We start from the raw sequence: 21,596 nt of genomic DNA, 5'->3' as shown, positions 1-21,596 counted from the left end.
TACTAAGAAAAACATTTTAATTTAAGGATTTATGATTATGAAAAACAGTAATAAGGGGTTCTTCGGTAAATTCGGAGGGAGATTCGTACCAGAACCATTAGAGAAATTATTAATTGAATTGGAAGAAGCATTTGCACATTACATTAATGACAAAGAGTTTTTAAGCGAGCTTGAGGAATTAAGAGCTGATTTTATAGGAAGACCTACTCCTCTAATGTATGCTAAAAACCTATCAGAAAAAATCGGCGGTGCTAAAATATATGTGAAACTTGAAGGCTTAGCAAATACAGGAGCACATAAGATTAACAATTCAATAGGTCAGGCACTTTTAGCCAAGAAGATGGGAAAGAAGAAGATTATCGCAGAAACAGGAGCAGGTCAGCATGGACTTGCCACCGCTGCAGCATGTGCCAAGCTAGGACTTGAATGTTCTATATATATGGGCGAGATAGATGTAAAAAGACAGCAGCCTAATGTAGCCTCTATGGAACTATACGGAGCTAATGTAGTGTCGGTCACCAGAGGAGGAAGAGGACTTAAAGATGCTGTTGATGCGGCATTAGAAGATTGGGTTAAAGATTTAAAAGATACTCACTATTTGCTTGGAAGTGCAGTAGGACCTAGCCCTTACCCTGATATTGTCAGGACTTTCCAATCGGTAATAGGAAAAGAATTGGATAAACAAATACAAGAAAAGAATTTAAATGTTAAAGCTATGATAGCATGCGTAGGTGGCGGTTCTAATGCTATAGGATTTTTTGAGCCTTTTATAGAAAGAGAAAATCCAAAATTAATAGCTGTTGAAGCAGGCGGTATAAGCATGAACCTCGGAGAAAATGCCATTAGAATGAAAAACCCTTATGCCAAAGATGTAGCAGCTCAAGGGTATATGAGCAAATTTATATTAAAAGAAAATGGCGAAATATCAGAAACTATGTCTATATCTGCTGGTTTGGACTATCCCGGTGTAGGTCCTCAGCTTGCATATTTGGGAGAATCTGGAAGAATAGAGTTTACTTATGCTACTGACAAAGAAGCAATTAATGCAGTTAAAGAGTTTGCTAGAAATGAGGGAGTAATATTTGCATTAGAAAGTGCCCATGCTGGTGCTAAGGCTATAGAATATGCCAAACAATACACAAAAGATGATGTAATTATAGTTAATATGTCTGGAAGAGGAGATAAAGATATATTCATAACTTCTCCGATATTCAGAGCAGACAAATGGAAAGAATTTTTAAAAAGTGAATTAGAAAGATTAGAAAAAAACATAGACATTCACAAATTTTAGCCTCCGATATATATTTTTTATTTATAGGTTTTTGTTTATTATTTATTAATATTCAAAAGCCTATTTTTTTAAAAAATTTTCAATTTTTTTACGTGCATATTTAATTTTTTACGTATTAATTAATAAAGGGATAATTCTACAGTAAAAAGTAACGGAGTTATTATATGAAAAAGAACTTTATTAATAAGAAAATGTATTTTTTACTTCTTTTATTGATTTTGATAGTAGTATTGATAATGTCATGTAAGAAGATTAATTTATTAAGCCCCACATATATACCACCCCCAACAGCATTTCCAAATATAGAAGATGATAAACCAGAAATACCAGACTACCCAAACCCAACCCCAGTTCCAACGCCTCCAGAGGAAGGAGATATTGAAGAAAAGCCAATCGAAGTGAAACCCGAAGTAGTGGCAAACGGTACAGTGTTCGGCGGATATGGAAGAAGATTTAAGTTTAAAAATGACTGGTATGTTTTAGCTACAAATGAATACCAATACAACCCAAACACAAAAACACTTAACCACACAGGCAAAGGAGCAGTATTAAGAATAGAAAATGACGGCAGTACAATAACCAAAATACACAGCCTTTCCTCAGGCAGTGATTTAGAACAAACGGAATATTGGACTAATCTAAATTCAAAAAAATTAATAATAGAAGCGAATAAAGTATCAATACCATCAAATCCTGAACAAAAAGCATACGGCGAATTTTTATATGAAGTAAAATTTGAAAAACTAAATATTGATGGTGTTATTTATTCACCTCCTTACTATCCTTTTGGTGTCTATACAAGTTATACTATGGATTTTATCAGCAGAGAATCAGACAGTCTTATAAATTGGGCATACTCGGCAAATAGAGAAAATAAAACTTATTATATTCCAAAGCCTAATAAAGATAATCCTACTATACAGGGTAGATATGGTGTACATGGTTTAAGTTTTTCATCACTATTTTATCTTAAGGGCAGATTATTTCTTTTTGCTTAGGAAAGCCCTATTGATACAAATCCTGAAGGATACAGAGATCCTTCTGCTCCTAAATTTAGTATTGGAATGAGATATTATAGTGTTGATGTAAATAAAGATACTTCAGATAATAATAATTGGATAGAACATGAATTTCCTCTACGCGAAGGAAGAAAAACACATATATATATTCGGTATGATTTATATGATAAAAATAAATTATATGTATTTGAAAGCGGCGATATTCATTATTATGAGTATGATAAAAATGATAATCTTTGGAAATATACTAGTGAACCTGCTGCAGATGCCTCAAAAACATGGTCAACAGAAGACGGTATAAACTGGAAAGAAGAAAAAGATGTAGATATCTCTAAACTTGGAATATATAGGACATTTGATTATGAAGTTCCTTTATTATCATACGAACCTCCTGACGGTACGCCTTTCGAGCCTTCATACACTGAGTTAAACGGCAAATATTACAGGACTTTCAACAGTACTTATCCTATGCCGCCAATTAAAGAGATTATGGAAACGGTTGACAGATTTGAAACTAACTTTACCGTTACAGAAGAGCATATTAAAAAGTCTGGCTATTATCAATTACAAGTGTCTTCAATTCCTCCAGACAAAGCACAGGAATCCGACTGGATTAATGTTGTGCCTAATAATCAATTAACTTCCGCTATAGGCTGGGAGAGCGGAGGAGCTGATTTATTTACTTTCAACAGCAAAATAGTGCGTTTGGTGGATTATGACAGGCAATTTAAATTAAACAGCCAATACGAAACGGCTTTGAATCTTTCACAGAAATATTATGCTTTACTTGAGGCTTCTAAAACTATGGAAGACTACAAAAAGTATGATTATTATTTCTTATACTATAAAGCTATGGCTGATATGTTAAAAATAATTAAAGACAAGGGCAGCGATTATTTCCGTCCTGACGAGGCTGTTACGCATTATACTTTTGAGATTAATTGATATATACTGAAAATTTTTAAGTTTGTCAACAGCGAGCTCCCCCTCATCTTCGTTCGGGACGCTTCGCGTGCACCTTCCCGCACGGTATTATTTATTATTATCAAATGTCAACGCGACTGAACGAAGTGAGGAAGTACCCGAAGTGGTAGCGGCTGATTACCTATTATTATGTAAAATAAATTATTTATTTTACATTTAAAACTTATAAAACTTATTTTATTAACAACTAATAATACTTTATGTTTTTATAACTTATAATTACATTTATTAATAACTCAAAACTGACAAATCATATTTGTTTAGGTATATACCATAATATGATAATAGAAAAGCGGACTGCATAAAAATAACAATCCGCTTAATTTTTATTTTTAAGTAATTATTTAATTATAAACCTAATGAAACAATTACAAAGTTTTTAATAGTAGCTGGAGAACCTGCTTCTTTAGAGATTTCATCTATCAAACTTTTAATAGAGATTTTGTTGTCAGTAAATAATTTTTGGTCTATAAGCACGCTTTCAGAATACCAAGAACTCATTTTACCATCAACTATTTTTTCTATCATATTTTCTGGTTTGCCAGCATCTCTAACTTGTTTTTCAAATATTTCTTTTTGCTCTTTAACAGCGTTAGGGTCAATTCCTTCCCTATTCAAAGCCAAAGGTTTTTCACTAGCAACATGCATAGCTATTTGATCTGCTATTTCTATACATTTACCTTTTGGTTTAACATCAAATTCTACTATAGCAACAAGTTTATTATTGAAGTGGCAATAAGTACCAAAGAAACCATCTGTTTTCATAACTTTAGCTTCTGCAAGTACTGTTTTTTCTCCCCATTTCTGTATACCTTCATTTATCATACCTTGAATAGTGTCGCCATTAGAACCTTTAGCATTTAGAAGAGAATCTACTGACACATCATCAAATCCCATAGCAGTATTGGCAATCTCTTTAGCTAAATTGATAAATAATTCATTTTTAGCAACAAAATCAGTTTCGCATTGAAGTTCTATGCATGCAAGTTTATTTTTATCATCATTAACACAAAAACCTATAGAACCTTCTTTAACTGTACGCTCATTTTTTTTAGCAGCAACAGCAGCACCTTTTTCTTTAAGAAGGCGAATAGCCTTATCCATATCACCGTCAGTTTCTTGAAGAGCTTTTTTACAGTCCATAATGCCTACACCTGTACGTTCTCTAAGCTCCTTAATAATATCCATATTAATATTTGCCATTGAAAATTATCCTTATATATTTAATTTATTATTTTTAGTATTTAATTACTCATCATCTTCCTGAGAAACACCATATTGTTCAGCAATAGCTTCAGCCGCTTCAGTAGCACTATTGTCATAAACTTCTTCTTCTGGTACTTCGCTTGAAGAGTCATGTTTAGCCAATGTTTCTTTACCTGCTTCATTCTGACCTTCTATAACAGCAGAAGCAACAACACCAGCAAATAAACTTATAGCTCTGATAGCATCATCGTTACCAGGTATAGGGTGGTCAATTACTTCTGGGTTACAGTTAGTGTCTACTACAGCAACTACAGGTATTCCCAATTTTCTAGCTTCGCTCACAGCAATAGCCTCCTGCATAGGATCTATTACGAAAAGCATGTCTGGCAAGTTTTCCATATCTTTAATACCAGCAAAGTTTTTTTCTAATCTTTCTTTTTCTTTAAGAAGTAAAATAACCTCTTTTTTAGGAAGTTTATCGAATGTACCGTCAACTTCTTCTTTTTCTATTCTTTTAAGTCTAGCAATACTTTTTTTGATAGTAGCAAAGTTTGTAAGCATACCGCCAAGCCATCTGTTATTAACATAGTACATATCGCATTTTTCAGCTGCTTCTTTTATGCTTTGTGAAGCTTGTTTTTTAGTGCCTACAAAAAGAACATTTCCGCCATTTCTAGCCATTTCTTTAACTGCATCATATGCTTTTTTTACATAAGTTAAAGTTTTCATAAGGTCGATGATATAGATATCATTTCTCTCTTGGAAAATAAATGGTTTCATTCTAGGGTCCCATTTTCTAGTTGGGTGTCCGAAATGTACGCCTGCCTCTAAAAGGTCTTTCATAACTGGTAATGACATAATCATATCCTTTAAAATAAAATAGAGTACCGACTACGGCACCCTATCCATAAATTTCATACATTATAAAAAACATTAGTATTATTAAAAATCATAATGCTTTGATTACTTAAAATTAAAGTAACAACGTCTTTTCTAATTATTAAAATAATTAATAATTTAAGAGCGTTTTGCTATTATGGAAAAGTTTACCAATATAATCGGCTTCATATATAATATCATACTATAAAAAAAAGTCAACGATTTTATTATAAAAGACCAACTGATATTCCCAAAAATATAATTGCAGTATATAATAATAAAATAATAATTTAAAATAAATAAAAAAGAAATAAAAATGAAAATAAGACTAGCTGCTATAGAAGACACTTTATCAATACTAAAAATATATTCTCATTATATTGATACCCCTATTACTTTTGAGTACAAACTCCCAACTGAAGAAGAGTTCAAAAAAAGAATAGAAAATATAATTAAAAAATATCCGTATTTAGTATGCGAAGATGAAAGTGGCAAAATAATAGGATATGCTTATGCTAATAAGTTTATGGAAAGAGAAGCATATAACTGGAATACAGAGCTTTCTGTATATATAGATAATTCAAATACTTCTAAAGGCATAGGCAGAAAATTATGCTTTATAATTATAGAGATTTTGAAATATCAGGGAATAAAAAATGTATATTCTAAAGTTACACTGCCTAATGAAAAAAGCGAAAAACTTCATTATTCTTTAGGATTTAATCTTATAGGTACTTATCATAATGTAGGATACAAAAGTGATAATTGGTATAATGTAGGACTATTTGAAAAGGAAATTTCTAAAAGTCTTGATAAACCTAAAGATATTATAAATATAAAAGATATTCCAAATGATAAAATAAAAAGTATTATAAATAGTTTTTTATAATTTTAAATTAAATAAAAAAGGAGGTAAAAATATACTATGGAAAAAAGAGAGCTTACGCAAGAAGAAAAAAATGTAATAATTTTTAAAGGTACTGAATATCCGTTTACAGGAAAATATAATGATTTTTTTGAAGAAGGGGTCTACTGCTGCAAACAATGCGGTGCTGAATTATACCGTTCAGAAGACAAATTCAAATCACATTGCGGCTGGCCTAGTTTTGATGATGAGATAAAAGGAGCTGTAAGAAGATCATTAGATGAAGACGGATACAGAATAGAAATAACATGCAGTAATTGCGGCGGACATTTAGGACATGTATTTCAGGGAGAACATCTTACAGAAAAAAATACAAGACATTGCGTAAACTCTATATCATTAACATTTAAACCTAAAAAATAAAATTGTATTAGGATATTATTATGGAAAATGAAAATATTATAAATTTAATAAAGAGCCTTGATATAAATAACTTAATTAATGAAACACTAAATATAAATAATGCAGTATTTTATAAGGATACTAATGCCTTAATGTTATCCTCTTATTTTGGATTTAATGATATAGCAGAAGAGCTAATAAAAAAAGAAATTAATATAAATAAAAAGATATTAACGGTAAATCAGCTATAATGTTTGCTATAGAAAATGATAAAATAGATATAGTTAATATACTCATAGAAAATAATGCTGATATAAATATACAAGATAAAAAAGGCGTAACACCTATTATGTGGGCATCTGGAAACGGAAAAATAGATGCTGTTAAAATATTATTAGATAATAATGCTGATATAAATATAAAAAATACATATGGAGAAAAACCTATTATATGGGCAGCAAAAAAAAATAACCCTGAAATTATACAGCTCTTAATAGATAATGGAGCAGATATTAATGAAATGGATGAAGATAAAAGCAGCTGTGCTATGTGGGCTGCTTATAACAATTTGTATGATAATATGAGAGTTTTGATAAAAAACGGAGCAGACATAAATGCTAAAAACAGCGATGGAAATAACTGCTTAATGCTTGCTGCTGAATGTAATAGTATTGATGTATTAAAACTGTTATTAGAAAATGGAAGCGATTTATACGAAAAAGATAATTACGGAACAACAGCATTAATGTGGGCAGAAATGCTTGATAATAAAGAATGTGTAAAAATATTAAAGGAATATATAAAATAAAAGAGAGCCTATAAAAAATAAACTCTCTCTTATAAATTATATTATCTATAGAATATATTGATTAAATATAATCTTTTTGCAAAACCTTTACTATTGATATCATAGCAAATATCATAATAAATGCAAATGGGAATGCCACCGCTATAGAAGCAGTTTGAAGCATTTGAAGTCCATTAGATGTACCTATCATTAAAGCTAAAGTTAATCCAGACTGCAATACACCCCATAAAATCTTTTTAGGACCTGTAGGATTCAAATCTCCATTAGAACTAAACATAGCCAATACAAATGTGGAAGAATTAGCAGAAGTAACAAAGAAAGTTACAAGCAGACAAACACATATCATAGAAATAATGTTTCCAAATGTATAATTGCTCAATACGCTGAATAATGTAGTAGGAGTAGATTTTATAGCTTCTTTAGCAAATTCTAATCCTTGTTCTATACCCATAGTACCAGCTATAACAAACCATATAAAAGAAGCCAAAGAAGGAGCTATTAATACACCAATAATAAACTCTTTTATAGTACGTCCTTTTGATATACGTGCTATAAAAGTACCTACAAAAGGTGCCCAAGCTATAAACCAAGCAAAATAAAATATAGTCCAAGAACCATACCATTTTTTATTAAAGAAAGCCCCAGTTTCTAAACTACTGCCTATAAATGTCTGCAAATAATCGCCAGTAGCCTCTATCATAGTGTCTAATATTTTAATACTAGGCCCTATTAAAAAACAAGCTATAATAACAAAAGTGAATATATAAACATTAATATTAGATAAATGCTTAATACCGCTGTCTAATCCTGTAACTGTAGAAAAAATGTATATTATAGTAATTATTATAACTATACTTAACTGTACAGAAACTGTTTCTGGAACATTAAATAAGAATTTCAAACCGCTGTTAATTTGATAAGTACCAAGACCTAAAGAAGTAGCAATACCTGCAACAGTAGCAAATATTGAAAATATATCTATAATTTTTCCAATAGGTCCGTTTACTCTTTTCTCTCCTATAAGCGGAATAAATACACTGCTTACCATTCCTGGTTTATTATATCTAAACTGCATTAAAGCTAATGCCAAAGCTAAAATAGCATAATTAGCCCAAGGATGAAATCCCCAATGCAAAAAAGATTTCTGCATAGCAAATTGTGCTGCTTCAGGAGTTCCTGGTTCAGCCCCTAGAGGTGCCACAAAATAATTCATGGGTTCAGCTGCTCCCCAAAATACTAATCCTATACCCATACCAGCAGAAAATAACATAGCAAACCATGTTAAAAAACTGTATTCAGGTTTAGAATCCTGAGCACCTAATCTTACATTTTTATATTTGCTGAAAAAACCTATCCATACAGCAAACACTACAAAACTCATCATTGTAATAGTATAAAACCAACCGAATTTATCTACTAAAAAACTAAACATAGTATTTGCAACTGTTTCAAAAGTTTTTGGAGAAGCAATGCCCCATATAACAACTAATAAAGTAACTATAATAGAAATTATAAAAGTATAATTAATTTGTTTCTTGTCGCTCATAAATATACCTTCCTAATGATTATTTTGAATACAGTGCATCAAAATAATTATTAATGCACTGCATATGATTAATGAAATTTATTTAAAAATTATATTTTTACTTCAAATACAGTTTGTTCTTTTATATCTGTACATAAAGCATCAAGAGCAACACCAACTCTGTGATAACGTAAAGCCCATTGTTCTTCTTTAGTAGTTGCAGGATCGCCCAAAGGATATGGTATAGATATAGCAGGAACCATTCTGTTAGCACCAACACTTTTTGCAACAGGTATTAAGTTGGCAATCTGAACTATAGTTATTCCAGCTTTTTCTATTTCTTTTGTCATCGTTGCACCGCAACGAGTACAAGTTCCTCAAGTAGAAACAAGTAAAGCAACTTTTATTCCAGCTTCCACTAATTCATCAGCAATTTCTCTTCCCATACGTGCAGCTTCAGCCTGAGTAGTACCAGTACCAACTGTAGAATAGAAATATTTATATACGCCGCCTATTTTTCCTTCTTTCTGATAAGCTCTTAAAACATCAAGCGGAACTATTCTGTCTGGGTCTTCATTAGCAGCAGCAGGGTCAAAACCAGCATGTATAGTCATATACTCACCTTCTACCAAATCATCTAAATTAGATATATCATATTTACCCCATTTAGTAGCAGATGCAGATTGTATTCTGTCTGGGTTTCCTACTGGAACTATACCACCGCTTGTTACTATAGCTACTTCTAATTTCTTTAATTCTTCTTTTGTTACAGCTTTTGCTATAGGTACTAATTCTTTTTTAGGTATAATAAGCTCAGAAGTAAACGGCTCTCCTTTAATCTTTTTAAGAAGCATATCCATAACTCTTTCAGTAGCTGGAACATTATCTTTTGTCCAAATTTGTTTTCTAACACCTCTTCCAAAATAGCCCTCTTCTGAAGCAGGTAAAGTCTCTTCACCTTTTAAAAGTTTAACAGCAAACTTACTCATAGCTAAAGTATCTTTACCCATAGCAGCAGCAGAAGCACCACCTTTAAATATGTACATATCTTTTTTGAACATATCAACACCAGGATTTTCATCATTCATAGAAGTGATTACAGGAACTTTGAATTGATCTTTTACAGCCTTACATACTTTACCACATGCAACACCGTAACGTCCAGCTCTAAAAGCAGGACCTGCAAAAAATATATCAAACTCTTTATCTTTTAAAAATCCAATTATAATATTCAAAGCCTCATCTGGATTACTTCCGATGAAATTATCTCCGCATATAATAGTATGAGTAATTTCTACCTCTCCTTTAAGATGCTTAGAAAATGCCGCAGCAGGTCCGATTAACTCTGATTTAATTTCAGGCTTATAATCAGCCATGTCTTCTCCGCCTACTCCAGCAAAAAATTGATTTATATATAAAATACCTTTTTTCATTTTTAAGCTCCTTAAAACTCTGCCATAGTTTTTGTAGACCAACCTACAACCATATCACCGCAGAACATAGCATTATTTTCCATAATAATAGAACCATCTTCTCTAACTGAAGGACCTAACACAGCATCATTACTCCATCCGCCTGACAATCCGTCCCTTGCCAATGATTCTAATTCTCCTATAACTGTAGGCATAGGAGGAAGTTCTATCATCTCAGATACATTTCCACATGATACTATAGCATCTGCTTTTTCATCTAATGTTACCAATGGCTGAGAAGCTCCGTCTCTTCCAGTACATTCATTAGTCAAACCAACAGTTTTTACTTTAGCATCTTCTAAAGCAACTATACATGCAATAAAGTCTGCATCAGGGTTACCGTATCCTTCTTCAGCTACTATAGCAGCATCAGCCCCTATATTATTAGCTATTTGTGCTACGAATAATGCAGCTCTTTCTTTTTGGTCTAAAGCAACATTAAGATTAGAAAAAATAACTCCTAAAAAATTAATAGTTTTTCCATGTTCTGAAAATAATTTTTTGATCATTGGAAAATTTTGAAAATCATAAGTTGACCATTTAGAAGAACAAGGCATAAATGAACCTGATATAACAGCTCCGCCTAATATTTCATTAGGATGCATTAAAGTTGGAAGCATTCTGTTTGTATCCCAACCATAAACTAAATCATTATATCCGTCATTTTCCATCTGTGATTGTGCCTGAAGTACTAAAGCTACTTTAGCTAATTTAGCATCTCTTGAAGCGTCTGTTATACTTGGAAGAGAATAAGTTTCTACCTCTTCAGGTTTTTGTTCTTTTACACAATTTCCTAAATATTCAGCAAGTCTCATACCAGCCCAGCGAAGTGCTTTGTTTTTCTTTTGCTGTTCTCTTTTTTCAAACTCTTCATCGGTATCAGCAACCAAACATACATTTAGAAGACTTGAATAATATGTATATTTAGCACCTTCTCCTCCCATATCTATTAATCCATCTTGGAATCCGCCCCAATGTTTTCCTACCGCCAATACACTGCAGTTTTTAAGAGCATGCATAACTCCGTCACCTGCTCTGTACATAGGACCTAAAACACCCGGAAAAATAGTTTTACCGTCTAAACGGCATCTTGGCTCTATAGCCTCCTTAACAGGAACTATTCTAACCATATCACCAGGCTTAACAATAATAATATCTGCCTCAGTAATATGATTGTCTTCTTTAACAATACTTAAAGCCTCCTCTTTATTGATTGTTAAAGTAGAGTTTTCAAACTTGGTCTTATCACCAAATTTGATGTCTTTTACATAAAAATTTCCAATATGTAATTCCATAATTCTCTCCTTTTTACTAATTTATAAGAAATGAAAATAGGATAATTTGCTTAATGAAATTAAATAATTTAAAATATTAGATTTTAGTTCTTACCTTTATGTAATGTATTAAAGATAAATTTGATAAGAAATTATTCTTTTGAGATATATATAAAATGAAATTATATTTTTGAATTTTTAAATAAATTTGTACTTGGAAATTTGAAATTATTTCTATAAATATAAATTCTGATTTTTTCTTAAGATGATTTAAAATATTATGCGATGCGATGCGATGCGATGCGATGCGATGCGATGCGATGCGATGCGATGCGATGCGATGCGATGCGATGCGATGCGATGCGATGCGATGCGATGCGATGCGATGCGATGCGATGCGATGCCTAATGTTGAGTAATCAAGATACATCATATTATATATTATAGTCAAAATATATATTTTGTCAATATTCTTGTTTCAAAACTATTTTATTTTATAGATAATTTTTTAATAATTTTTATTATCTCTTATTCATCATAAAAACAGTTTTATTATTAAATTTATATTTGATAAATATATTTCATAAAAAAATAGGACTTATATAAATCATATATAAGTCCCATAAAAAGATTAAATTAATTTATAAATTATTTATCTTTATCATCTCTATCTTTTTTGAATTTCTGATAATCATTAGCCAAAACAGCAACTGTACCGCTTAAAGCCAATACACCTATAATGTTAGGAATAACCATCATAGCATTGAAACAGTCAGATAAAGACCATACTAAATCAACTTTTAAAGTAGAACCTATGAATATAAATATTATAGCAAGTATAGAATATACTCTTACAGCTTTTTCACCAAACAAATATCTGATATTTTGCTCACCAAAGAAATACCAAGCAATAATTGTAGAGAATGCAAAGAAGAATAAAGATATTGCTACAAACATAACACCTATAGTTCCAAATTTAGTTTTGAAAGATTCCTGTGCCAAACCTATACCTTTAAGTGTTTCTGGAATAGTAGCCTGAGTTACACCAGTATTATATACTTGGTCCAAAACCCCAGAAGTAAGCATTACTAAAGAAGTCAAAGTTACAACTAGAAATACTGCAAATACACCCATTATAGCAACAGCACCTTGTTCGCATGGATGATCAACATCAGCCAAAGCATGGGCATGAGGAGTAGAACCCATACCAGCTTCATTAGAGAATAAACCTCTTGCAATACCTAAACGTACAGCATTCATTACACCTATACCTATAGCACCTCCAACTACAGCCTGAGGATTAAAAGCACCAACAAATATCATTTGGAAAGCTTGAGGAATTTTGCCTATATTAAGGATTAAAAAAGCAAGAGCACCTAATATATATAATACACCCATTATAGGAACTATTTTTTCTGTAGTTTTAGCTATTCTTCCTATACCGCCTAAAAATATAAATCCTGCAAGTACAGCAACAACTACCCCGATTATAATTTTATTAATACCAAAAGCATTATTAAAAGCAACACCTATAGAGTTTGACTGCACCATATTACCCATAAATCCTAAAGCAAGTATTATTAATATAGAGAATAAACCTGCTAAAAATTTACCAAAACTATTTTTAAATGCTTGTTTTATATAATATGAAGGTCCTCCTATCCATTTACCTTCTTTAGTTTTTTCTCTAAAATGAATTGCTAAACTAGCTTCAGCAAATATAGTAGCCATACCCAAAAATGAAGATACCCACAACCAGAACACAGCTCCGGGACCTCCTGCTAATAAAGCAGTAGCTGTACCTGTTAAGTTACCAGTACCAACTTGCCCTGCTATAGAAGTAGCTAATGATTGGAAAGAACTGATTTTTCCTTCTTCAGCTCCTCCTTTTTTTGAAGATGAAGAGCCTTTAAATGTGCGTTTAGCACTATAAATAAATTCTCTTACTTGAACAAATTTCAATCTAAAAGTAAGAAATAGACCAGTACCTACTAGCAATATAATTAGTAAAGGATCCCATAAAAAACCAGCAACCTTATTAACTATTACTAATAATTGATCATTAAATTGTTCAAATGTCATAATTTTCTCCTCTTTTTTTAATTTGACAATAATAAAACTTTCATTATACATTATTACATACAATGAATTGGTAAAAACTTATACTAATTAGATTTAATCAGTAATTATTAATTAAAATCTATGTAGTATAAGTAATAAAATAAACTAAACGCATAATAAACTCCTATGATTTTAATATTTTAATGAAATAAAAAAATGGAAACACTAGATATTATTTTTTATATCTAATGTTTCCATAATTTACAAAGTTTAGTAAAAAAAGTTACTATAATCGTTATTAGTCTTTACAGCAGATAATCTTAACCTAAGATATAAATCCGCCTTTTCTCAAAATATTTTCTGCATTCTCTTTATTCTTATCACTTACTAATATAATAGGTCCAGTACAGCCCATACCAGACTCAGCATATATACCATTTTCCATAACCAAATCAACAGCTGCATCCAAATCCATAACTTCAACACCAGGAATTTGAGCAGTTACAACTTCTTTAGCTACAGAAGGTTTAGATTTTTCTCCACCTGAAGAAGCATTTGCTTTAGGTTTTAAACTATCTAAAATAGCATCAAAACCATATTTTTTTACTTCTTCTTCTTCTTTGTTCATAACATCTATTAAATTACCACTTATACATTGATAAGCATATTCAATAGCACCAGCAATAACATTAGAACCAGAAGCTCTTGAAATAATGAATATAGGAGTTTTAAATCCGAATCCTATACCAGGACCATATCCATATCCTATAGCCTCATAGCTTCCGCCGCTGTTAAATGATGAGAACATCTTTATAAGTATGTTTCCTGTAAGAGAATCGCACACAACAACATCAACAGCACCAGTTATGAGATCATTTCCTCTCAAAACTGCACCGCCGTCAGCACGGTTAGAAGCTCCGAATTTAATATTATATCCGTTAGATGCTAATTCTTTTAAGGCTCTCTCTACAGTGCGGGCAGAATCAATATTAAGTATTCCAACTGTTGGTTCTTGTATACCGCATGCTTTTGCTGTTATTATTCCGTAAATAGCATTTTTAAACATAGCCTGATCTCTAACTGTAGCAGAAGTACCTGTAGTAGTAGCTATATATGCTTCTTTTCCATTAGCTTGAGATATAACTCTTCCCACAGTAGATACTCCTATAGGGAAAGGATAATGCATAGTAACACAAGCATCCAATTCTCCTTTAGATAGCATTTCTTCCATTATTTTATGGGCTTTTTCATCGCAGTCAGTTTCTATTGTTTGTAATCCTGTAGAATTTTTTTCACCAATTAAAACAACTTCAACATTTTTATTTCTGCTCATAGCTATTACACCGCCAAGAGATACAGCATCCGCACCATGCTCAGAACCTCTGTTTGTAATACCAACACGTACTTTTTTTCCGAATTGACCTGTTTCTAAAGCATTAGCAAGTGAAAGGAAAGTTTCACCTATCATAGATTTTATAGCTGAATTAGAAGCATCACTCATCTAATACCTCCTTACTCGCCTAACATACTTTTAGCGAAATCTCTCATAGCATTAGCAATAAGTTTATTAACTTCTTCTTTTGAAACACCTTCGCTTGTAGATTTATCACCGTTATTTTTTTCGATAATAACAGATATACCGTCAAAAAGATTAGTCATTCTTCCTAAGAATAATGAACCTTTACCTATAAGCATTACACGATTAATTTTACCAGACATAATATCTTCAATAGCATAACCTAAATAAGGCACTCCAGATGGTATATGACCTTGAGTTGGAGCCCAACCAGACATACCATGCTTATCAACGAATTCAGCTATTTGACTTCTTTCTATATCACCTTTTTTAACACCAATAGCAGCTATCATTTTATAATTAGCTTCTGGAACATCACCAGCACCTGCAGGTTTAGTTACATCAGGGTTTTGCATTTCTACAGTATATTTATCTATATCTGTAACTTTTAAGTTTGCTTTTTCTAACGGATTTACTATCAAAGATGTCATAACAGCCTGAGGAGCAGAGCCTGTAGCAACAGTGTGTCTTCCAAGTACATCTGTTCTTATTACTGGATGTACACCGTCATTCTCACTGATAAGTACAGCAAAAGCACCCAATATATCTTCAATAATAGGAAGATTTTTAGTTACATGGCTTTTACCATTCATACCCAATTTAGCAGTGGCACCTCCTGCAACTATTACTACATTTTTATAAGAGCCAGCTTTTACTAAAGAAGCAGCAGTTACCAAAGCATGGGAAGGAGCAGCACAGAATCCTCTAATATCAAAACCTGTAGCATTAGGTATTCCAGCAACTTCAGCTATACTTTTAGCGAAATTACCGCCTCCTCTTTGGTTCATATCACCGCAAGCCTCTTCAGAACATTCTATAACCAAATCTACTGTTTTAGGATCGATATTTTTCTTTCTAATAAGTTCTTTTAAAGCCATAATGCCAGAAGCTTTAACCGCTAAGTTTTCAAAAATAACATGAGCGCTTAAGTTAATATCAACATCATGTGCCCTTTTAATACAGCCTACTAATTTTTCATTGAAATATAAACCTTCAGCATGTTCTTCTTTTATTAATTTTTCTATTTCATCGATTTTAGTCTCACATTTTACCTGAGCTAAATCTTTATTGATTTCTTCTTCTGTTTTATATTTAGATTCTGAAGCAATATAGGCATCTTTCATTTTTTTCTCAAATTCAGCTTCTAAGTATACTAATTCAAAAACATCAGATATTTTCATCATAAAGATGAATTCATCTTCAGCAAAAATTTCACCGAATTTACCATTTCTTTCACCTTTACAAGGCACACCTATCCAGCTTCCGCCAGCTTTTTTAACTTCTTCAGATACTTGAGAAGCAAGTTTTTTCAATTCTTCTGGGTGAAGATTACCAATATAAGTTTGGTTAGGTGCATAATTAACAACATCTTCAAAAGGTCTAAGATGTTCTTTAAGTTTTTTCAAGTAGTCCGAATCAGGATTAACTTCTCTTTCTACTGTTTGCGTAGTACCATTATTAACAACCATATCAGGGGCATGTACTATAGCATAAGCAGCAGCTTTTAATACAGCATAACTCATCTTTTCAATCTCCAATATTTATTTTTTATTTAATGAATGAAATAATGGGGGACATACAAGTATAATTAAATATTTGTACTCCCCCTTCATTTTTATAAAACTTTTATTTATATATAATAGTATATATAAATATTTTAAATTTTCAAATTAATCTTCAAAAACTGTTTGTGTATCTACAGGAGTTGTTAAAGCTTTCAATGCTCTCTCAACCAATGTACGTCTTAATTTTTTCTCATCTTCTTTAGACATGTTAGGATTGCCTAGAGGGTGAGGTATAGCAACTGCTGGAACTATTCTGTTAGCACCAACTGTTAAGGATATAGGAACAATAGTACAAATATGAACTACAGGTATTCCAGTAGCTTCTATTGCTTTAACCATCGTTGCACCGCAACGAGTACAAGTTCCTCAGGTTGATGTTAATATAACAGCCTGAACTCCATCTTTAACTAAAGTCTGAGCGAATTCAGTAGCAAATGCTTTAGAATTTTTAACTGAAGTACCGTTACCAACTGTAGTATAGTAATAAGGATAAAGCTCGCCTATCTTACCTTCTTTTTGTATCTCTTTTAATACATCAACAGGCAATACTCTGTTAGGGTCTTGGTTAGCATAAGTAGGGTCATAACCGCCATGTGCTGTTTCTCCCATATCATCTATAGAATATCTTCCATATTTAGAAGCAGAAGAAGACTCTATATGGTCTGGGTTTCCTGATGGTACTATACCACCGCTTGTTACTAATGCTATTTTAGCTTTAGTAATATCCTTAATAGCTTCACCAGGAGTTACTCTGTCAAAGTCTGGCATTGGATATTCTGTAGTAAATGCTTCACCTTTAAGTTTTTGTATAAGCATATCAACAGCTCTTTCAGCACCAATTTTATCTCTGAATAATACTTTACGTATTCCTCTTGGAATATATCCTTCAACATCTGGAGTTCCAATTTCTTCTTTTTTAAGAAGTTTAGAAGCTAATTTAGCTATAACTGGTAAAGCATTTCTCATACCTGCAGCAGAATCTTTAGTAGAAACGATATAAACATCTTTCTTAAACATATCTGCACCTGGGTTTTCAACGTACATACCAGTAACAGCTGGAATTTTTAATTCATCTTGTACCATTTTAGCAACAGTACCACAAGCTGTACCATAACGTCCCGCATTGAAAGCAGGACCAGCAATAACTAAATCTGGGCTATAGCTTTTTATCATTTCTAAAACTTCAGCTTTAGCTTTATCTAGATTCTCATTGAAATAAGAGTCACCGCATATAACAGTAGCAACTATTTCAGCATCAATACCTACTTTTTTTAATTCGCCTTGTAATCCTGCACCAGGACCTATAACTCCGTCTCTCTTTTCTGGAGCTATATCAGCTTTTTCCTCTCCGCCGATATTAGCGAAGAACTGATTAATGTAATGAACTATTTTATATTGTGGCATTTAAGCCTCCTAATTTTTTAATATAAGGCAACCAAATATTAAATATAAGGCTGCCGATTTTTTAAAAAACCAAACTGGTTTTTAATTACAATGGATTTTTATTTTTTAGAGAATTTATTTTTTATAAAAAATTATAAGTTTATAGTGTATTATTTTAAATATTTGCAGTTTTCATCACGCATTTTTTTAATTTCTGCGATGATTTCATCTACATTTAATGTCATTTCTGCCATACCAATCTGTTCTTCATAAACAGCAGGATCTACTGCTTCTTTGAATTCTGGTTCTACGGCATGATAAGCTGCTAAGCCTAATTCTACTCCAGCTAAAGCACCAGCATAAGTAGGGTCACCTATCATTACTGTTTCAGCTGCTAAACCTGTAGCTTCTGCTTCTGCAGCACCAAATAATACTACTATATTTTCTCCCCCAAATTTTTCTACAAATTCTTTAATTCTCTTTTGATTCTCTAAATCCATCGCTCCTGCGGCTGTTCAAACAAAACACTCCGTAGCAGCAAACAAAACTTCTGCGTCTTTTACTGTTTCAACGCATGCTTTGATAGCTTCTCCAGGAATGCCGTCTCTATCGCCAATGATAATTACTTTTTTACCATTTAAAATACTCATGGCTTTCCTCCTAAAAAATTTTGTTTATATTTTAAAAAATCAGCATCACAAAACTTATAGTCCTGTAGCACTAAATTTATTAAAACCTAATTCATTTGTAGCACCTGTAATAACTTGTATTTCTGCTTCAATAGAACCATCTGGTTTTAATGATCCGTCAAATCCGCCTGCTATTTTATCTGTATAATCTAACATACCTATTATTTTATCCATTTTTGGTAAATTAATAACTACATTAGCATTACCTGCTGTTACCACAGCATTTGCTGATACATCTGAATCTGCTAAAGATTGTGAAGCACCATCTCTTCCAGCATATTCATCTGTTATAATACAAGTTTTAATACCGAATGCTTCTGCTTTTTTACAATTCATTATCAAGTCAGCATCTGGGTTACCAAATCCTTCTTCTGAGATGATTACTGCATCTAATCCGAAGTATTTAGCTAATTTTGATGACCAATCTGATGAACGCATTTTATCAGCTAAGAATACATTTTCATTTGTTATTATAACACCCATAAAGTTAATATCTTTACCATGTTTTTCATATAAAGCTCTAATTACTGGGTTATTCAAATGGTGATAAGTTGTATTTTTATCACAAGCTGATACACAGTTACCGCTTACTATAGCACCGTCCATTACTTCTGTTGGATAAATGAATGTTGGAACTATTTTTTTAGCGTCTACACCATAAACATAAGTGTCATGTAATAGACCTTGTGTTTGAAGCATATATATATAACCTACTTTTGGCAAATTAGGATACATTGCTGCTTGTTCAAATATAGGTTTAGTCTCATAACTGTAAGTATTATCAGGTTTTAAATCTTTAGCTAACTTTCCTAAATAAGTAGCTACTCTTAAACCTGCTCCTCTTACTGCAGCTTCATAATCATGTTTTTCTATAGGCTCTATTGGCTCTATAAGCAAACATAAATTATTAAGTTTTGAGAATGGTGTATAATCAGCTCCAGGTCCTGTCATATCAATGATACCTTCTTGGAAACCAACTATTTTACCGCAAGTAACTACAGCAGCACCTTTTAATACATGAGTTTTACCTTCTCCAACTGTATCTACTTTAGATATCATACCAGGAAATACACCGCCTCTTCCATCAACTTTTACTCTAGGCTCTATTACGTCTTTTACTGGAGTAATACGTACTGATTCTCCAGGACGAGCTACATCAACTGTTACACTTTTTAGTTTGTCATCTTCAAGTACTATTTTTGTAACCTCGTCTACATTTACATAGAGCACACCGTTCTCGACTTTTGAAATTTTGTCAAGCTTTATATCTTTAATATAAATCTCGCCTATCTCTAACTTCATATAGTCTCCTTTTTTTTATTTTTTATATAAAATATGTACATATAATTATATCATCAAAAAAAAGAGCAAAAACATATTCTTTTAAAAATATATTCTGCTCTTAAAATCACACAACAATAGATATACATAAACTTTAATCCCTGAGAAATTCGCTTTTTGCAAACCATATAATTCTACAGCAGAACTATAAAATAAATTACTCATTGCACCGCAAGATAAATTATTTACTCAGCTATTAAATTTCATTAACATATATCCTTTTTAATATTTTTATTTACACTATATAATATATAACATTTTTTTTATCATTGTCAACATTTTTTATTATTTTTTAACTTATTCAACAAATTTCTCTTCTATATACTTGTTTGCTGAAATACCAGCTATTGCTCCGTCTGCTGCTGCAGTAATAACCTGTTTTAACATTTTTGGTCTTAAATCTCCGCAAGCAAATACACCCTCAACATTTGTTTTCATCTCTTCATCTGTAAGAATATATCCATCTTGCATAGCTACTTTACCTTCAAACAATTTTGTCAAAGGAACATAACCAACAAAAATAAATACACCAAATGTTCCGTCTTCTTCATCTGCTTTATATTCATATTTTTCACCTGTTTCATTGTTTAAGAATATAGCAGATTCAACTATTCCATCACCTTTAAGTTCTAAAAGTTCTGTTCTAAATTTTATTTCAATCTTTGGATTTGCTTTAGCTTTTTCTTCGATAGAATTAGCACAGCGTACGTAATCTTTTCTTACTATAAGTGTTACTTTTCTAGCAAATTTAGACAAATACATAGCTTCTTCTACAGCTGTATCGCCTCCTCCAACGCAGAAAACTTCCATACCTTCAAAGAAGTTAGCATCACAAGTAGCACAGTAAGAAACTCCTTTACCTGTATATTCTAATTCACCCTTACAGCCCAATTTTCTAGGCTGAGCACCTGTAGCTATTATAACTACTTTAGATTGATAAACAGTTCCATCAGATAATGTTACCTCTTTAATTTTTCCATCCAACTTAACATCTGTAACTTCTTTATGTTCTATTTCAGCACCAAATTTTTTAGCCTGTTCTATCATTTTATTTATAAGATGTTTAGGGTGTCTTCCTTCTTCTGACTCTTCATAAAAACCTGGATAGTTAGCTATTTCATCGGTTATACTAATTTGACCGCCGAAACTTCCTTTCTCAAAAAGAACTGTTTTTAATCTTGCTCTGGCAGAATATACAGCAGCAGCTAAACCAGATGGACCGCCGCCTATTATAATACAATCATATAAATTACTCAT

17 protein-coding genes and 1 pseudogene are annotated in these 21,596 nt (G+C 31.9%); 6 read left to right on the top strand and 12 right to left on the bottom strand.

Going from position 1 to position 21,596, the window contains the following annotated elements; translation table 11 throughout:
* The first annotated feature begins 37 nt into the window (after positions 1–37).
* Complete coding sequence (gene trpB, locus KQ44_RS03220; RefSeq protein ID WP_096736220.1) at positions 38–1,291, top strand: tryptophan synthase subunit beta; 1,254 nt, start codon at positions 38–40, stop codon at positions 1,289–1,291.
* A gap of 191 nt (positions 1,292–1,482) precedes the next feature.
* Positions 1,483–3,255 (top strand): annotated as a pseudogene (locus KQ44_RS03215) (hypothetical protein).
* A gap of 387 nt (positions 3,256–3,642) precedes the next feature.
* Here KQ44_RS03215 and tsf read toward each other — a convergent pair.
* Positions 3,643–4,497, bottom strand: coding sequence for a translation elongation factor Ts (gene tsf, locus KQ44_RS03210; RefSeq protein ID WP_096736219.1), 855 nt, complete (start codon positions 4,495–4,497; stop codon positions 3,643–3,645).
* Positions 4,498–4,542: 45 nt separating this feature from the next.
* A complete protein-coding gene (rpsB, locus tag KQ44_RS03205; protein ID WP_013115136.1) occupies positions 4,543–5,358 on the bottom strand; it encodes a 30S ribosomal protein S2 in 816 nt (271 codons plus the stop codon).
* Between the two features lie 337 nt (positions 5,359–5,695).
* Between rpsB and KQ44_RS03200 the strand changes: the two genes are divergently transcribed.
* From KQ44_RS03200 to KQ44_RS03190, 4 genes are read left to right on the top strand one after another with little or no spacing between them, the layout of a single operon-like run.
* Entirely contained in the window at positions 5,696–6,268 is a 573-nt protein-coding gene (locus KQ44_RS03200; protein ID WP_096736218.1) for a GNAT family N-acetyltransferase, read from the top strand.
* Between the two features lie 36 nt (positions 6,269–6,304).
* The gene (locus KQ44_RS03195) at positions 6,305–6,667 is read left to right on the top strand and encodes a methionine-R-sulfoxide reductase (protein ID WP_096736217.1); all 363 of its coding nucleotides are present in this window, start codon (positions 6,305–6,307) and stop codon (positions 6,665–6,667) included.
* Positions 6,668–6,687: 20 nt separating this feature from the next.
* Positions 6,688–6,897, top strand: coding sequence for a hypothetical protein (locus KQ44_RS14735; protein WP_240516450.1), 210 nt, complete (start codon positions 6,688–6,690; stop codon positions 6,895–6,897).
* Entirely contained in the window at positions 6,897–7,454 is a 558-nt protein-coding gene (locus KQ44_RS03190) for an ankyrin repeat domain-containing protein (protein ID WP_240516449.1), read from the top strand. The genes KQ44_RS14735 and KQ44_RS03190 overlap by 1 nt, the downstream gene beginning before the upstream one ends.
* A gap of 61 nt (positions 7,455–7,515) precedes the next feature.
* Here KQ44_RS03190 and KQ44_RS03185 read toward each other — a convergent pair whose 3' ends face one another.
* The 10 genes from KQ44_RS03185 to KQ44_RS03140 all read right to left on the bottom strand — a co-directional run bounded on the left by KQ44_RS03185 (position 7,516) and on the right by KQ44_RS03140 (position 21,596).
* Positions 7,516–9,000 (bottom strand): BCCT family transporter, encoded by a 1,485-nt coding sequence (locus KQ44_RS03185; RefSeq protein WP_096736216.1) that lies wholly within the window; start codon positions 8,998–9,000, stop codon positions 7,516–7,518.
* Between the two features lie 89 nt (positions 9,001–9,089).
* Positions 9,090–10,412, bottom strand: coding sequence for a betaine reductase selenoprotein B (gene grdH / locus KQ44_RS03180; RefSeq protein ID WP_096736215.1), 1,323 nt, complete (start codon positions 10,410–10,412; stop codon positions 9,090–9,092).
* 11 nt (positions 10,413–10,423) lie between these two features.
* Positions 10,424–11,746, bottom strand: a complete 1,323-nt coding sequence (locus tag KQ44_RS03175; protein ID WP_096736214.1) for a glycine/sarcosine/betaine reductase component B subunit — start codon at positions 11,744–11,746, stop codon at positions 10,424–10,426.
* Between the two features lie 626 nt (positions 11,747–12,372).
* Complete coding sequence (locus tag KQ44_RS03170) at positions 12,373–13,806, bottom strand: sodium:alanine symporter family protein (RefSeq protein WP_205676542.1); 1,434 nt, start codon at positions 13,804–13,806, stop codon at positions 12,373–12,375.
* A 304-nt stretch (positions 13,807–14,110) separates the two neighbouring features.
* Positions 14,111–15,286 carry a glycine/sarcosine/betaine reductase complex component C subunit alpha gene (grdD, locus tag KQ44_RS03165; protein ID WP_096736212.1) on the bottom strand — a complete coding sequence of 392 codons (1,176 nt, stop codon included), beginning with the start codon at positions 15,284–15,286 and terminating at the stop codon, positions 14,111–14,113.
* 11 nt (positions 15,287–15,297) lie between these two features.
* A complete protein-coding gene (grdC, locus tag KQ44_RS03160; protein WP_096736211.1) occupies positions 15,298–16,884 on the bottom strand; it encodes a glycine/sarcosine/betaine reductase complex component C subunit beta in 1,587 nt (528 codons plus the stop codon).
* 147 nt (positions 16,885–17,031) lie between these two features.
* Positions 17,032–18,330, bottom strand: coding sequence for a glycine reductase complex selenoprotein B (grdB, locus tag KQ44_RS03155; RefSeq protein WP_096736210.1), 1,299 nt, complete (start codon positions 18,328–18,330; stop codon positions 17,032–17,034).
* Between the two features lie 149 nt (positions 18,331–18,479).
* Positions 18,480–18,959 carry a glycine/sarcosine/betaine reductase complex selenoprotein A gene (gene grdA / locus KQ44_RS03150; RefSeq protein ID WP_096736209.1) on the bottom strand — a complete coding sequence of 160 codons (480 nt, stop codon included), beginning with the start codon at positions 18,957–18,959 and terminating at the stop codon, positions 18,480–18,482.
* A 54-nt stretch (positions 18,960–19,013) separates the two neighbouring features.
* Entirely contained in the window at positions 19,014–20,300 is a 1,287-nt protein-coding gene (locus KQ44_RS03145; RefSeq protein ID WP_096736208.1) for a glycine/sarcosine/betaine reductase component B subunit, read from the bottom strand.
* Positions 20,301–20,636: 336 nt separating this feature from the next.
* Positions 20,637–21,596 carry an FAD-dependent oxidoreductase gene (locus KQ44_RS03140; RefSeq protein WP_096736207.1) on the bottom strand — a complete coding sequence of 320 codons (960 nt, stop codon included), beginning with the start codon at positions 21,594–21,596 and terminating at the stop codon, positions 20,637–20,639.

Origin of the sequence: Brachyspira sp. G79 (genome assembly GCF_002379365.1) — a bacterium.
Lineage (GTDB): Bacteria > Spirochaetota > Brachyspiria > Brachyspirales > Brachyspiraceae > Brachyspira.
This window is presented reverse-complemented; position numbering and strand designations above follow the sequence as displayed.